This window comes from Mycobacterium sp. (genome assembly GCF_965229105.1).
Lineage (GTDB): Bacteria > Actinomycetota > Actinomycetes > Mycobacteriales > Mycobacteriaceae > Mycobacterium.
In genome coordinates this window covers 4,530,317-4,544,090 of record NZ_OZ245858.1, presented here as the reverse complement: position 1 = coordinate 4,544,090, position 13,774 = coordinate 4,530,317, and the positions used below count along the sequence as shown (strand labels likewise).

At 65.9% G+C, this 13,774-nt stretch carries 14 protein-coding genes and 1 pseudogene; 5 read left to right on the top strand and 10 right to left on the bottom strand.

The genetic code is table 11. The features are described 5' to 3' along the window. Positions 1–19: 19 nt before the first annotated feature. The 3 genes from ADBZ9O_RS21120 to ypfJ form a co-directional block, all read right to left on the bottom strand. Entirely contained in the window at positions 20–454 is a 435-nt protein-coding gene (locus ADBZ9O_RS21120; protein ID WP_526524874.1) for a hypothetical protein, read from the bottom strand. A gap of 80 nt (positions 455–534) precedes the next feature. Continuing rightward, on the bottom strand, positions 535–2,223 hold the full coding sequence (locus tag ADBZ9O_RS21115) for a DUF885 domain-containing protein (RefSeq protein WP_526524873.1): 1,689 nt from the start codon (positions 2,221–2,223) through the stop codon (positions 535–537). 57 nt (positions 2,224–2,280) lie between these two features. Then, positions 2,281–3,171 (bottom strand): KPN_02809 family neutral zinc metallopeptidase, encoded by an 891-nt coding sequence (gene ypfJ / locus ADBZ9O_RS21110; protein ID WP_526524872.1) that lies wholly within the window; start codon positions 3,169–3,171, stop codon positions 2,281–2,283. A gap of 78 nt (positions 3,172–3,249) precedes the next feature. Between ypfJ and ADBZ9O_RS21105 the strand changes: the two genes are divergently transcribed. Next, entirely contained in the window at positions 3,250–4,761 is a 1,512-nt protein-coding gene (locus ADBZ9O_RS21105) for a carboxylesterase/lipase family protein (protein ID WP_526524871.1), read from the top strand. On the opposite strand, the gene ADBZ9O_RS21100 is transcribed toward ADBZ9O_RS21105, so the two are convergent. The 3 genes from ADBZ9O_RS21100 to ADBZ9O_RS21090 all read right to left on the bottom strand — a co-directional run bounded on the left by ADBZ9O_RS21100 (position 4,762) and on the right by ADBZ9O_RS21090 (position 6,804). Then, positions 4,762–5,223, bottom strand: a complete 462-nt coding sequence (locus tag ADBZ9O_RS21100; RefSeq protein ID WP_526533358.1) for an SRPBCC family protein — start codon at positions 5,221–5,223, stop codon at positions 4,762–4,764. It lies immediately after the preceding gene. A 74-nt stretch (positions 5,224–5,297) separates the two neighbouring features. Next, positions 5,298–6,035 carry an SDR family NAD(P)-dependent oxidoreductase gene (locus tag ADBZ9O_RS21095; protein WP_526524870.1) on the bottom strand — a complete coding sequence of 246 codons (738 nt, stop codon included), beginning with the start codon at positions 6,033–6,035 and terminating at the stop codon, positions 5,298–5,300. Between the two features lie 28 nt (positions 6,036–6,063). Next, positions 6,064–6,804 carry an SDR family NAD(P)-dependent oxidoreductase gene (locus tag ADBZ9O_RS21090; protein WP_526524869.1) on the bottom strand — a complete coding sequence of 247 codons (741 nt, stop codon included), beginning with the start codon at positions 6,802–6,804 and terminating at the stop codon, positions 6,064–6,066. Between the two features lie 131 nt (positions 6,805–6,935). Between ADBZ9O_RS21090 and ADBZ9O_RS21085 the strand changes: the two genes are divergently transcribed. After that, the gene (locus ADBZ9O_RS21085; RefSeq protein WP_526524868.1) at positions 6,936–7,835 is read left to right on the top strand and encodes a LysR family transcriptional regulator; all 900 of its coding nucleotides are present in this window, start codon (positions 6,936–6,938) and stop codon (positions 7,833–7,835) included. On the opposite strand, the gene ADBZ9O_RS21080 is transcribed toward ADBZ9O_RS21085, so the two are convergent. After that, positions 7,832–8,455 (bottom strand): ketopantoate reductase family protein, encoded by a 624-nt coding sequence (locus tag ADBZ9O_RS21080; RefSeq protein ID WP_526524867.1) that lies wholly within the window; start codon positions 8,453–8,455, stop codon positions 7,832–7,834. The genes ADBZ9O_RS21085 and ADBZ9O_RS21080 overlap by 4 nt on opposite strands. A 61-nt stretch (positions 8,456–8,516) precedes the next feature. Beyond that, positions 8,517–8,597, bottom strand: a pseudogene (locus tag ADBZ9O_RS21075) (hypothetical protein); the annotation flags it as partial. An 86-nt stretch (positions 8,598–8,683) separates the two neighbouring features. Between ADBZ9O_RS21075 and aspS the strand changes: the two are divergent. Further along, entirely contained in the window at positions 8,684–10,492 is a 1,809-nt protein-coding gene (aspS, locus tag ADBZ9O_RS21070) for an aspartate--tRNA ligase (RefSeq protein ID WP_526524866.1), read from the top strand. A gap of 58 nt (positions 10,493–10,550) precedes the next feature. On the opposite strand, the gene ADBZ9O_RS21065 is transcribed toward aspS, so the two are convergent. Beyond that, positions 10,551–10,991, bottom strand: a complete 441-nt coding sequence (locus ADBZ9O_RS21065) for a VOC family protein (RefSeq protein ID WP_526524865.1) — start codon at positions 10,989–10,991, stop codon at positions 10,551–10,553. 102 nt (positions 10,992–11,093) lie between these two features. Between ADBZ9O_RS21065 and ADBZ9O_RS21060 the strand changes: the two genes are divergently transcribed. Beyond that, positions 11,094–11,543 carry a nitroreductase family deazaflavin-dependent oxidoreductase gene (locus ADBZ9O_RS21060; protein ID WP_526524864.1) on the top strand — a complete coding sequence of 150 codons (450 nt, stop codon included), beginning with the start codon at positions 11,094–11,096 and terminating at the stop codon, positions 11,541–11,543. 108 nt (positions 11,544–11,651) lie between these two features. After that, a complete protein-coding gene (locus tag ADBZ9O_RS21055) occupies positions 11,652–11,909 on the top strand; it encodes a hypothetical protein (protein WP_526524863.1) in 258 nt (85 codons plus the stop codon). 111 nt (positions 11,910–12,020) lie between these two features. On the opposite strand, the gene ADBZ9O_RS21050 is transcribed toward ADBZ9O_RS21055, so the two are convergent. Continuing rightward, the gene (locus tag ADBZ9O_RS21050; protein WP_526524862.1) at positions 12,021–13,772 is read right to left on the bottom strand and encodes a dihydroxy-acid dehydratase; all 1,752 of its coding nucleotides are present in this window, start codon (positions 13,770–13,772) and stop codon (positions 12,021–12,023) included. Positions 13,773–13,774 lie beyond the last annotated feature (2 nt).

The following is a 13,774-nucleotide window of genomic DNA, read 5'->3' as shown; positions in this document are numbered from 1 at the left end:
TGCGATCCGATCGCCGCGGTCAGCTCGGCGACGAGTCCGTTCTCGGCGTCGAGGAAGCACCGAGATCGTGGATCGTCGGGGTCACGTCGGGCTCGTGCACGTTCATCTCGTGCAAGAGCCCGATAGCTTTTCCCAACGCCTCGTTGGTCACCTCGAGCTCGCGCACCCGTGCCTGCAGCCGGACCAGTTCGATCTCGTCGCGATCGTGCTTGTCCGCCTCCGCCTTGGCCAACGCCCTGCGTTTCGCTGGGGGAACTGTCATGGCTCCACCTTCTCGCGGAATCAGTCCCCGGTCGAGGTCACCGTCGAACAACGCCGACTGCCACCGCCGGAACTGGCGGTTCGACACCCCCGCAGCAGCAAGGAACGGCCCCTTCTGCCCACGACCCAACAGCTGGTAGTCCACGACAAGCTCACGAATCTCGGTGGGGGTGAACCCCGGACTGATCGACATAACCCAACCTCTTCACACTGGCTGCAACTGACTCACAACCAGCCTGGCAAAGAGGGTGACCGCGGGTTGCCGCGCCCAAATCACTGGACGGTGGCGGTCAGCACGTCCAGGGGTAGCCCGCCGAGATCCAGTGCCCGGCTGTGGAATTGCTTCAGCGTGACGCCACGTCCGGTCACGGTATCGCGCAGCTGCTGCCAGATGCGCTGACCGATCGCGTACGACGGGGCCTGGCCGGGCCAGCCCAGGTAGCGGTCGAGTTCGAAGCGAAGATTGTCCTCGGCCATCGCGCTGTGCGACGTGAGAAATTCCCAGGCGCGCGCGGCGTCCCAGACACCGCCGTCGGGTGCAGTCATTCCGCAATGCACGCCGATGTCGATCACCACCCGTGCGGCGCGGAAACGTTGCGCGTCAAGCATTCCCATCCGGGCGCCGGCGTCGTCGAGCCAGCCGAGTTCGGCCATCAGCCGTTCGGCGTACAGCGCCCACCCCTCACCGTGGCCGGACACCCAGCAGGCGAGTCTGCGCCACCGGTTGAGCTCGCCGGACAGCGAGACCGCGCGCCCGATCTGCAGGTGGTGCCCTGGTACGCCTTCGTGGAAGACGGTGGTCGTCTCCTGCCAGGTGTGGAACTCCTCAACACCCGGCGGCACCGACCACCACATCCGGCCCGGCCGGCTTAGATCCTCGGACGGTCCGGTGTAGTAGATGCCGCCGTTCTGCGTCGGGGCAATACAGCATTCCAGGGCACGTAGGGGCTCGGCGATCTCGAAATGGGTGCCCGCCAACGCCTCGACGGCGCGGTCGGACAGATCCTGCATCCACCGCTGCAGCGCCTCGGTGCCCTCGATGACGTAGCGGGGTTCGGTATCGAGACGACGCAGTGTCTCAGCGACGGACGTCCCGGGGTAGAGCCGCTGGGCGATTGACTCCTGTTCGGCAACAATGCTTTCCAGCTGCTGTAAACCCCAGGCGTAGGTTTCGTCCAGATCTACCGCTGCCCCGAGAAATGATCGGGAGAACAGCCGATACTCATCGCGCCCGACGGCATCGCGGTCGGTGGCGGCCGGGGCGATATCGGTAGCCAGCGTGCGGGCCAGGCCTTCGTAGGCGGCGGACGCCGCCTGCGCGTGGCGGTGCACGTCGGCCGACAGCGCGGCGTTGGTCACCGGGGCGTTGGCGACCATCTCGACGAAAAGTGCCTGGGTGCGGACGGCCTGGGCGATCCCGCGCTGCACCTGCCGCTGCGCCGGCGCGTGCCCGGAGGCCACCGCGGCCTGCAACCCGCTGAGGTAACCGGCCACCCGATCCGGTACCCGCGCCAACCTGCGGCTGATCACCGACCAGTCGTCGTCGGTGTCGGTGGGCATCAGGTCGAAGACGTCGCGCAGCGTCTGCAGCGGTGAGGCGATGACGTTGAGTTCGCCGATGTCGAGTCCGGCATCGTGCAATTCGACCGCGATACCAAGTCGTTCCTGCATGGCGGCGACGGTGACCCGGTCCACATCGTCGACGGGCGTTACCTTCGCGAGTGCCCGCAACGCGTCCTTGGCGGCCTCGGCGCGCGCCGCGACCCCGGCGGGGGAATAGTCGGTCAGGTCTTCGTCGTAGTTGGTGTCGACACCGACGATGCCGAGTTCGGTTGCGGCGCAGGGATCGAGCGCGGCGTAGGTCTCGACGTAGCGTTCCGCGATCTCGTCGACCGCGCTCCTGGCCCTAGTTAGATTGCGCTGCTCCTCCTCATCGCTCTGCGCCTGTGCCCGACTCCTCATCGGCTCGTTCCTCGCCGCATCGTCGTTCGGGCGCCTCGCTCTGCATCGGTCACAGCGCTAGCCAAGGGAAGCGGCGTTGTACGTGTCGCACTTCTTGGGTTCGCCGGTCTGGTAGCCGGTGGTGAACCATTTCTGTCGCTCCGCCGACGACCCGTGCGTCCACGATTCGGGATTCACCCGACCGGTCGACTGCTGTTGGATCCGGTCATCACCCACTGACGAGGCCGCCGATAGTGCATCGGCGATATCTTTATCGGTCAGCGGCTGCAGGAACGTCACATCGGTGCCTTCCTGTTTGGTGATCGCCGCATAGTGCGCCCAGACCCCGGCGTAGCAGTCGGCCTGCAACTCGGTGCGCACCCCGTTGCCTTCGGCGCCCTGCGCGCCCTGCTGAGCCTTGCCGATATCACCGAGCAGATTCTGCACGTGATGCCCGTACTCATGGGCCACCACGTATTCCCTGGCCAATGGCCCACCGCTGGAACCGAATTGGTCCTGGAGCACTTGAAAGAAACCGGTGTCGATGTACACGGTCTGATCAGGCGGGCAGTAGAACGGCCCGACGGCGCTGTCGGCAGCGCCGCAGCCGGTGTTGACCTGGTCCTTGAATAGTCGCAACTTCGGTCGGCTGTACCCGGGCAGCAGCTGGGCCCACACCGCGTCCACCGAGTTGCCGGTGGCGATGACATTGCAGTCGAGGTTGGTGTTCGCATCGGCACCGGTCTTGCACTGGCTGATATCGAAGCCCGGTGCCTCCACGCCCTGGGTGTCCATCGGCTGCTGATTGAGCACGGTGCCGGGATCCACCCCAAGGAGCAGCGCGATCACGACGATCACCAACCCGCCGACGCCACCGCCGATGGCCATCCCGCGGCCGGGGCCGCGGCCACCACCCCCGCTGGACGAGGTGGTGCTGGTATCAATACGCATACCTTCGTTGAAGGTCATGGCAGTCTCCGTCCGCGCGTCGCCGGATTCACACTGACAGTTCCGGCCGCGTACAGCTTTTCACACTACGATTCTCACGTGGCCGACGTTGCCGAACTTTCGACCGTTGCCTATACGTCGGCAGGCGCTCTTGCGGGAACCACCGAGGGCGGCGTCGCAGTGTGGCGCGGGGTGTCCTACGCGCAGCAACCCGTGGGGGAGCGCCGGTTCCTGGCCCCGGGACCGCTTGCGCCGTGGACCGGGGTGCGGGATGCGAAGGAACACGGACCGCTGCCACCGCAGGGCCGCTCGTTCGTCGGCGGTGGCCGCGATGATCCGAAGATCCGCGACGAGGCCTGCCTGACGGTGACGGTGTGGTCGCCGGACACCTCGGGCGCACTTCCGGTGATGGTGTGGATTCCCGGCGGCGCCTTCGTGTATGGGGCGGGCCAGCTCCAGCTCTACAACGGTTCACGACTCGCTGCCACCGGTGATGTGGTGGTCGTCAACGTCACCTATCGGATCGGGGTGTTCGGTGGTTTCGAACTCGGTTCACTGGGTGCGGGTTTCGACGACAACCTGTGCTTGCGGGACCAGATCGCCGCGTTGCAGTGGGTGCGCGAGAACATCGCCGCGTTCGGGGGTGACCCCGAGCGGGTCACGGTGTTCGGGGAGTCCGCTGGCGCGACGTCGGTGCTGGCCCTGCTGGCCAGCCCCGCCGCAGAGGGGCTGTTCGCCAGGGCCATCGCGCAGAGCCCGGCACTTCCGCTGATCGCCGACGTCGATACCCGAGCAGAGCAGGCGCAGCGATTTCTCCATGAGGTGGGTGCAGGCGCGGCCGAACTAAAAGAGCTGCCGCAGCGCCGATTGCGTCGGGCGGCAGGTGTATTACAGGGCCAAAGCGCTTCAGCCACACCGACATTGGCATACGGACTGACCTACGGAGTCGAGCTGTTACCGCGGCATCCGCTCGATGCGGCGGCCCGCGGCGAGATCGCGCGCATCCCACTGATCGTGGGCACCAACAGCCACGAAGCCTCGATGTTCGCCTGGACCAAACCGCCGATGCTGCCGACCACGGTGGACGGCGTCGACGCGTATTTTGCGCGCCGGGCGCCCGACGCTGGTGGCTCCAACGTAAAAGACCACGTCCTGGCCGCCTACCCGGACTATCCGCGTCGCCGGGCGCTGATCGCGATCGGTTCCGATGTGATGTTCAGTGCCCCGATGTGGGAGTTCGCCGATGCCTACAGCGCGCACGCGCCGACCTACGTCTATCGCTTCGACCATGCGACGTGGACGTTGCGGGCATTGGGTCTCGGTGCCACCCACGGCAGCGAGATCGTGCATATCCAGCACAGTTACGGCTCCTACCTGGGCCGCAAATTGCATCCACTGGGCCGGCGGGTGCAACCGGCGGTGGGTAGGCGGATGCAGCGGACCTGGTTGGATTTCGCCACCAAGGGGTGGACCGCCGGTACGACGTGGTCAGACGATTGGCAGCAATATGACACCGAGCGACGGGCCATCCGCATCATCGAGAGCGCTCGGGACGTGACTGTCGAGGATCCGGATGTCGTCAGACGTTTGGCATGGTCGCAGGTGCGCTGACTACTTTGAGCTGACGTAGCGGCGCAGGTTGTGCAGGAAGCGCTGGAACAGCCAGCCCATCACGGGTTGACCGATCGTCATGCCCAACCTGCCGGCAAACCCGCTGGGCTTCATCGCCATCACCCACGTCAGATGGCAGCCGTCGGCCGTCGGCACCACACGGTAGTCCTCAGCAAACGCGGCGATGGCGTTGGAAGTGCTGTCGTTGAATCGAAAAGCCATGTGGGAAAACGGCTCCCAGGCAAGGAACTCTTCCCTGCCGACGATATTCCCGCGCATGCTGACTGTGCGGGTGGTGCCGATCCCGCGCGGTTCAGGGCTGGTCCAGACCACCTTGGTGATCACCGTCGCCCACCTAGGCCACGATTCTGCGTCGGACAACACCGCGAACAGCCGCTCGGGGGTGATGGGGAGGTCGACGCTGCTGACGAAGCGATATGGCGCGGTGGCGATGAAGTCCATGCCGACGTGTTCGCAGGGATAGGTCTTGGTCGTCGACTCAGCCACGAGTAGACACTCTAGGTGATGTGTCTACCTCACAGCTGGGAGGCGCCGCCGTCGACCGGCAGCTCAGCGCCGGTGGTGTAGGTGGCGTCGAACGCGAGAAAAATGATCGCCTTGGCCACTTCCTCGGGCTCGCCCGTGCGCTGCATGGGGTTGTCGGCTTTGACCTGCGCAAGGAACTGCCGGGCCGCGTCGACCGGCATGGATCGTTCCAGGATTCCGGTGTCGATGGGGCCGGGGGATACGGCGTTGACGCGGATGCCCCGGTCGATCAGTTCGCGGGCGAATGTGCGTGTCATCGACCGCAGCGCAGCCTTGGTTGCGGAGTAGACGCTGGTCAACGCGATGCCCTTGACGTCGCTGACCGAGGTCGTCAACACCACCGAGCTGCCGGCAGGCAGCAGCGGCAGGAACTTCTGCAAGGTGAAGAACGGTGCCCTGGTGTTGAGGTCGAAGAGTTCGTCGTACTGCGCCTCGGTGGTGTCTTCCAGGGTGGCGCCCAGCGTCGCGCCCGCGTTGAGCACCAGCAGGTCGACGCCGCCGAGGTCGCTGGCAGCGCGCTCGACGAGGGTATCGACATCGGATGCGGCATCGCTGGATACGACGATGGCGCCAGGGCCGAGGGTGGCCCTTGCGGTTTCCAGGGACGCGGGTGTTCGGCCGGTGACCAGAACGCGTGCGCCCCCAGCGGTCAACACCTTGGCGGTGGCAAGTCCGATGCCACTGGTGCCTCCGGTGATGACGACTCGCTTGCCGTCATAGCGTGCCATATCGAGTTCCATTCTGTCAGAGGGAATTTCAGAGTTGAGAGTCTCCACCGTCCACCACCAGTTCGATACCGGCGATGAACGTCGCGTCGAAGGCCAGGAAAGCCACCGCCGGGGCGAACTCGTCCGGGTGGCCGAAGCGCTGCATTGGATTGCTGGCGGTGAACTCCGCTTTGAGCTGCGCCGCTCGCTCCGGCACTTCCTTCTCCAGCTTTCCGGTGTCAATCGAGCCGGGGCTGATGGCGTTGACCCGAATGTTTCTGGGCAGCAGCTCCCTGCTCAGGGTGCGGGCCATCGAGCGCAGCGCCGCCTTGCTGGCCGAATAGACGCTGAGGGCATCCCAGCCCGCCTGGTTTGCGGTCGACGTCGTCAGAACCACACCGCTGCCGTCGGCCAGCAGCGGGGCCAGCTTCTGGACGGTGAAGAACGGGCCCTTGGTGTTGATCGCGAACACCTGGTCGAAGGTTTGTTCGGTGACGGCATCGAACGGGTCGAAGCTGCCGATGGCGGCGTTGATCACCAACGCGTCCACCATGCCGAATTCGGATTTCACCCGCTCAGCGAGCGCGTCGATCTGCGTCAGTGAACTCGTGTCGCTTTGGACGGTGACCGCGTTGCCGCCGAGTCGGCGGCCCGCGTCGGCCAGTGTTTCCCTGCTCCGCCCCGTGACGAGGACACGCGCACCGTTGTCGACCAGAAACTGCGCGGCCGCAAGCCCAAGGCCGCTGCTGCCGCCGGTGATCACCACATTCTTTCCGTCGTACCTGTTCATATCGCCAGTCTCGGCGCGCTCCGGTACAGGTGTCCAAGACCTGTTTGGCACCCCGTCATGCCAAAACGGAATGGCGGCACTGGAATACCGTCTGCCGTCACTGAGGTTGGCAACGTCATGAGGACTGGCTGGTGAACGATCTTGGAACTGACCTCGAGCTGCGGCTGGTGCGGTATTTCTCGGTCGTTGCCGAGTACCAGAATTTCGGCCGGGCGGCCGCCGAGCTGCATGTGGCGCAGCCGTCGCTGAGCCGCCAGATTCAGCGACTGGAGAGCCGCCTCGGCGTCCGGCTGCTGGATCGCACATCGCAGGGCACCCTGCTCACCGAGGCTGGCAAAGCATTCCTGCCGGAGGCCCAGGCCCTGCTGCGGGCCGCACGTCAGGCTGCGCTCACCGCCCGCGCTTACGCTCCCGCAGGCAAGGTCATCGTCGGGTACGTCGAGGACCTGGTCGTCACCCCAGCGGTTCGCGAATTACGCCGCCGCCACCCGAAGGCGGAGATCGGCACCCGCCACCTGGAGTGCTACGACGCCGAGGCCTTCACCCAGGGGCAAGTTGACGTCCTGGTGGTCCGTGACCCCTTGTCGTTGATGGCCGACAACGTCCGGATGACGGTGCTCTACGAGGAACCGAGAATGCTGGTGGTGCCGGCTGAGCACCACCTGGCCGGTCGGACCTCGGTATCGCCGGCGGACTTCGCGGGTGATGGGTCAATCCTGTGCGCCCACGGAGGCATCCGCGCGATCTATCCGACGGACGCCTACCGGCAGACTGATCCTGGACCGATGTCGGCGGGTCCGTTCGTCGAAAGTTACGAGGACAGAATCGAACTCGTCGCCAGCGGTCAGGCGATCGCGGTGCTACCCGTCGGCGATCGGCGGAGCTCGCTGCGCGCTGACCTGGTCACGGTGCCGGTCGAGGGCGTCCCCTCCAGCAAGGTCATGGTCGCCACCCGAATCGGCGACGCAAATCCGTTGGTCGCCGACTTCGTCGCGGCTGCCCGCGCCAGCCTTACCGGTGTCATGGCCTAGCCAGGTCCGTCACTGGCCGCCGCGAGCAGCGGTGCCACTATCTCGCTGATCGGTGCGGGCAGGCCGTGCGCACGGGCTTTACGCAGGATGACGCCGTTGCGGATATCCCACTCCAGGGGTCGGCCCTGCTCACGGTCGGTCAGGATCGAGGTTGTCAGATCCTCGGGTGCACCGGTGAACATGGCGAGGATGTCGTCGAGCGCGGTGTCGTCGAGGCGGGCGCCATCGACCCTGGCCACCGCCAGGCATTCCGCGAGGTATTGCCGCGCGATGGCGGTCATATCGTCGCGGCGGTACATCCCGGACCGCCTCCCGGTCAGCACCATCAGCCCGGCCACCGCGTTGGTCAGCAGCTTGCGCCGGGCCTCGGTGCGGAAATCGTCGTCCAGATCCACCGTCACACCGGCGGCCCGCAGCAGGTCAGCGAGCGTCTTGCTGGGCCCGGAATCGGGCAGTACCAGGCGCACGTCGGTCCGCAATCGCACCCAGCCCTCGGGTTGGATCTGCGCGGAGAACCACACCACGGCGGGGACGACCACCGCACCCGGGCACGACGGGTCCGTCGATCTCTGCGGGGTCGGTGCGCACCGGGCCGGGCAGCACGATGGGGTCGCCGTCATCGGGTCTGACCTCGATAGATTGGCGCGGCGTATGTCCGCACAGCAGAACGTGATGGCCGGCGGCATGCAGATAGGCGGCCAGCGTTGAGCCGATAGCGCCTGGGCCGACGAGGGCGATTGAGGTGTCGAGCCTGGAAGTCACTGACGCCAACGTACCGACGAAACCGCCGCTACTACACTGTGACGGGCTCCAATGTCAGGTGTCCATGTCCTCTTTTAGGAGTTTTTGTGCTGCGCAGTCACACCGCCGGATCGCTTCGAGCCACCGATGCCGGTGCGACGGTGACGCTCGCCGGGTGGGTGGCCCGCCGCCGCGACCACGGCGGCGTTATTTTCATCGATCTCCGCGATGCGTCGGGGGTGTCGCAGGTGGTATTCCGCGACGCTGAGGTATTGGCGCAGGCGCACCGGCTGCGTGCCGAGTTCTGCGTGGCCGTCGAGGGCACCGTCGAGGTGCGGCCCGAGGGCAACGCCAACACCGAAATCCCCACGGGCGCAATCGAGATCAACGCCACGACGCTGACGGTGCTCGGCGAGAGCGCCCCGCTGCCATTCCAGCTCGACGAGACCGCGGGTGAGGAAGCCCGCCTGAAATACCGGTATCTGGACCTGCGCCGCGAGAACGGCCCCGGCGCGGCAATCAGATTGCGCTCCAAGGTCAATGCCGCCGCACGTGGGGTTCTGGCCGGACACGATTTCGTCGAGATCGAGACCCCGACGCTGACTCGGTCGACGCCGGAGGGCGCCCGCGACTTCCTGGTACCTGCCCGGCTGCAGCCGGGGTCGTTCTACGCCCTGCCGCAGAGCCCGCAGCTGTTCAAGCAGCTGCTGATGGTCGCAGGGATGGAGCGGTACTACCAGATCGCACGCTGTTATCGCGATGAGGATTTCCGCGCCGATCGCCAACCCGAGTTCACCCAGCTCGACATGGAGATGAGCTTCGTTGACGCCGATGACGTCATTGCGGTGTCCGAGCAGGTCCTCGCCGCGCTGTGGGCTCTCATCGGCTACGAGGTACCGCTGCCGTTACCGCGGATCAACTACGCCGATGCGATGCGCCGGTTCGGCTCCGACAAGCCCGACCTACGCTTCGGACTCGAGCTGGTCGAATGCGCAGAGTTCTTTAAAGACACCACCTTTCGGGTGTTCCAGGCGCCGTATGTCGGTGCCGTCGTGATGCCCGGCGGCGCGTCGCAGGCGCGTCGGACACTCGACGGTTGGCAGGAATTCGCCAAGCAGCGCGGGCACAAGGGCCTGGCCTATGTGCTGGTCGGCGAGGACGGCTCCCTGGCCGGCCCGGTGGCCAAGAACCTCACCGATGCCGAGCGCGACGGCCTGGCCGGTCATGTCGGGGCGAGCCCGGGGGACTGCATCTTCTTCGCCGCAGGCACCGCCAAGTCCGCGCGCGGTCTGCTCGGGGCGGCGCGTATCGAGATCGCCCACCGCCTCGACCTGATCGATCCGACTGCCTGGGCCTTCACCTGGGTGGTGGACTGGCCGCTGTTCGAGGCAGCCGACGATGCCACCGCCTCTGGTGATGTTGCCGTCGGCTCGGGTGCCTGGACCGCGGTGCACCACGCCTTCACCTCACCCAAGCCCGAATCCGAGGCCACCTTCGACACCGATCCCGGTAGCGCACTGGCCAACGCCTACGACATCGTGTGCAACGGAAACGAGATCGGCGGCGGGTCCATTCGTATTCACCGGCGCGACGTCCAGGAGCGGGTGTTCGCGATGATGGGAATCGACAATGCAGAGGCGCAGGATAAGTTTGGATTCCTGTTGGACGCGTTCACCTTTGGCGCACCACCGCACGGCGGTATCGCGTTCGGCTGGGACCGCATCACCGCGCTGCTGGCCGGCGTCGACTCGATCCGCGAGGTGATCGCCTTCCCGAAGTCCGGCGGCGGTATCGATCCGTTGACCGAGGCACCCGCCCCGATCACCGCCCAGCAGCGCAAGGAATCGGGAATCGACGGCAAGCCAAAGTCCGCCGAGAAGCCGGCGGGTGCGCCGAGTTCGACACCGGGGTCGTAGTTCGGGGTCGACGACAGCCGCGGTGTCGATGTCGACCACCTCTGAGGGGGCTGCCGGCTTAGGCCGCGAAAACCTGGGTGTCGTCGGCAAACGCCTTGAACTCCACAGCATTTCCTGCCGGGTCGTAGAGGAACATCGTCCACTGCTCACCGGTCTGCCCCTCGAACCGCACATACGGTTCGATGACGAACTGCACCTCCGCGGCGCGCAGTCGGGCGGCCAGGTCGTGGAACTTTGGCACCGCCAGGATCAGGCCGAAATGCGGTACCGGTACGTCATGGCCGTCGACCGGGTTGTGGGCGCGGGTTGGGCGCTCGGCGACGAGGTGGGTGACCAGTTGGTGGCCGTACAGATTCCAGTCGACCCAGGACTCGGAGCTGCGGCCCTGCTCGCAGCCCAGCAGCTCACCGTAGAAGATCCGTGCGGCGCCTAGATCATCGACGGGAACGGCGAGGTGAAACCGTGGGATGGGGGAGTCGAGCACCGAAGTCAAGTGCACCTTCCAAGATTGTTCCAAGGACGGGAGAAGTCGTCCACCTAAGCTGGTCCGTAGCCCAAGTATGCGGAATAGATGCCAACATGAAGGGTCTTGGAACTGCACATGACCGAGATTGACAAGAGCAAGCTCGCCTCCGACGCCGGTGCGCTCAACGACTTCAACCGTGGGATCGTCGAGGAGTTTCGGGCGAACGCAGGCAAGGTCGGCGGGCCCTTCGATGGCGGCACGCTGCTGTTACTGCACACCTCCGGGGCCAAGTCCGGGCAGCCCCGGCTGTCACCGCTGGCCTACCTGCCCATCGACGACAGAATGTTCATCGTCGGGTCCTATGCCGGCGCACCGAAGAACCCGGCTTGGGTGCACAATCTGAGGGCTGATCCCAAGGCGCACATCGAGGTCGGCACGGAAGCTTACGACGTCGCCGTTCGGGAACTGCCGGACGACGAGCGCGAAGAGATGTATCTGAAGATCACCGCGATCGCACCGGTGTTCGCCGATTATCAAGCGAAGACAACCCGGGCCATCCCACTCTTTGAGTTGACCCGGGCGTAATTCGCTCCTGGTTAGTTGGCGCCGGGACCGTTGTTGCCACCGGGTGCAGTTCCGCCGGAGTTCTCGCCAGGGAGGTCGCCGGCGGTTGGCGGTGACGGGGTCCGGACGGTGGTCGCAGAAGCGGAGTTGCCACCGCTCACGGTCATGCTGGGGCCCGGGCTGCCACTGCTGCCAGTGCTGGGTGCCTCAGAGGTGGCGGGCGCCAATTCAGTGGGGGAGGCGGTTGGTGATGAGGTGGCGGGCGCGGTACTGACGTCCGTCGTCACCGTGCTGCTGGTGTCGGCGCCCGTGTCGTCGCTACTGCAGCCGGACAGTAGGGCGACGGTGACCGCGGCAGAGGACACGGTCAAGACCGCCGTGCGGTAGATGTGGGATGAATTCTTCACGGCGCCTTGGTAGCCCGTTAGGACCGACGCCAAACGGTATTGCTGTCTATGTCACGAACACGTCAGCATCGGCATTTGGTCCAGTCCACTCTCACCAACCACCAACCCAACCCTCGAATATCGCGTCGGGTTCGTCTTCGGGGCGTTGCGAGCGTCCGACCAAGAAATCGAAATCACACCCCTGATCGGCTTGCAGCACCCGCTCGACGTACATGGCGGTGTAGCCACGCGTGTGCCGAGGGGCAACCGGGACCAACTCCTCGCGGCGCGTGGCTAATTCGGCGTCCGAGACGAGCATGTCGAGCTTTCCGGCATGGGCGTTGAGCGCGATCAGGTCACCGTCGCGGACCAGGGCCAGTGGCCCGCCGACCGCCGATTCCGGGCTGACGTGCAAAACGCAGGTGCCGTAGGCAGTTCCGCTCATCCGGGCATCGGAGATGCGGACCATATCGGTGACACCCTGCTTGAGCAGCTTGCTGGGGATGGGTAACTGGCCCCACTCGGGCATGCCGGGGGCGCCGCGCGGCCCGGCGGAGCGCAGCACCAGGACGGAATCGGGCGTGACGTCCAGATCGGGATCGTCGAAGCGCGCCATCAGATCCTGCATATTCTCGAATACCACTGCCGGCCCCTGGTGGATCAGAAGCGCCGCACTGGCCGCACTGCATTTGATCACCGCCCCGTTGGGTGCGAGATTGCCGCGCACCACGGCAAGGCCCTGAGTCGGCTGGAACGGCGCGCTGAGCGGGGCGATCACCGAGACGTTGTCCGCGGCAGTGACGGGAAGGTTGTCGGCGACGGTCTTCCCGGTGACGGTGAGGGCATCGGTGTGCAACAGCGACTCGATGGATTTCATCACCGCCGGTATTCCGCCGGCGTGGAAGACCTGCTCGACGAGGTGCTCACCGGCCGGGCGTACGTTGACCACCAGCGGTGTGCGGGCCGACACCTCGTGAAAACGGTCCAACGTCAACGGAACTCCGACCCGACCCGCAATCGCCAGCAGATGCACAATCGCGTTCGTCGACCCACCGACGGCCAGCATCAACGTGATCGCATTGTCGAAAGCCTCCGCCGTCAACACCTGCGACGGTCGCAGCCGTTCGAGCGCCAACCCCACCGCCCGCGCTCCGCACTCCTCGGCGACCTGAAGCCGACGCGAATCCATGGCGGGGACGGCCGCGGATCCCGGCAGTGTCATACCGAGGCCCTCCACCAGGGTGGCCATCGTGGAGGCGGTACCCATCTCCGGGCAGTGCCCCCGCGACGGTCCGGCCGCGGCCTCAAGCTGCTCATACTCGGCCATCGACATCCGGCCGGCCCTGACGTCGTCGATGTATTCCCAGAGATCGGTTCCGACCCCGAGCTGCTTGCCCCGGAAGACCGCAGGCGACGCGGGCCCGCCGGTCAGCGCGATGGCGGGGACGTCAGCACTGGCCGCCCCCATCAGCTGCGCCGGGACCGTCTTATCGCACCCGCCAAGGAGGACCACGGCATCGAACGGGTAAGCGCGGATGGACTCCTCGACGTCCATCGCCATCAGGTTGCGAAACAACATGGTGGTCGGCTTCATCAGCTGTTCGCCCAGCGAGATGGTGGGGAACTCCAGTGGAAACCCGCCTGCCGCCAGCACGCCGCGGCGCACCGAATCGGCGAGTCCGCGAAAGTGCATGTTGCAGTTGACAACTTCGGACCACGAATTGCAGATCCCGACGATCGGTCGGCCCTCGAACGCCATCCGGGAAAACCCGGACGCCCGCATCGCCGAGCGGTGGACGAACCCGGGTACGTCCTTTCCGGCGAACCACTTGGCGCTTCTCAAGGTCTCTGAGGACGTCGTCATGG

Coding starts and splice junctions, on each gene's coding strand:
- ADBZ9O_RS21120 (WP_526524874.1), bottom strand. CDS start 454: ATGTCGATCAGTCCGGGGTTCACCCCCACCGAGATTCGTGAGCTTGTC.
- ADBZ9O_RS21115 (WP_526524873.1), bottom strand. CDS start 2,223: ATGAGGAGTCGGGCACAGGCGCAGAGCGATGAGGAGGAGCAGCGCAAT.
- ypfJ (WP_526524872.1), bottom strand. CDS start 3,171: ATGACCTTCAACGAAGGTATGCGTATTGATACCAGCACCACCTCGTCC.
- ADBZ9O_RS21100 (WP_526533358.1), bottom strand. CDS start 5,223: ATGGACTTCATCGCCACCGCGCCATATCGCTTCGTCAGCAGCGTCGAC.
- ADBZ9O_RS21095 (WP_526524870.1), bottom strand. CDS start 6,035: ATGGCACGCTATGACGGCAAGCGAGTCGTCATCACCGGAGGCACCAGT.
- ADBZ9O_RS21090 (WP_526524869.1), bottom strand. CDS start 6,804: ATGAACAGGTACGACGGAAAGAATGTGGTGATCACCGGCGGCAGCAGC.
- ADBZ9O_RS21080 (WP_526524867.1), bottom strand. CDS start 8,455: ATGACGGCGACCCCATCGTGCTGCCCGGCCCGGTGCGCACCGACCCCG.
- ADBZ9O_RS21060 (WP_526524864.1), top strand. CDS start 11,094: ATGACCGAGATTGACAAGAGCAAGCTCGCCTCCGACGCCGGTGCGCTC.
- ADBZ9O_RS21050 (WP_526524862.1), bottom strand. CDS start 13,772: ATGACGACGTCCTCAGAGACCTTGAGAAGCGCCAAGTGGTTCGCCGGA.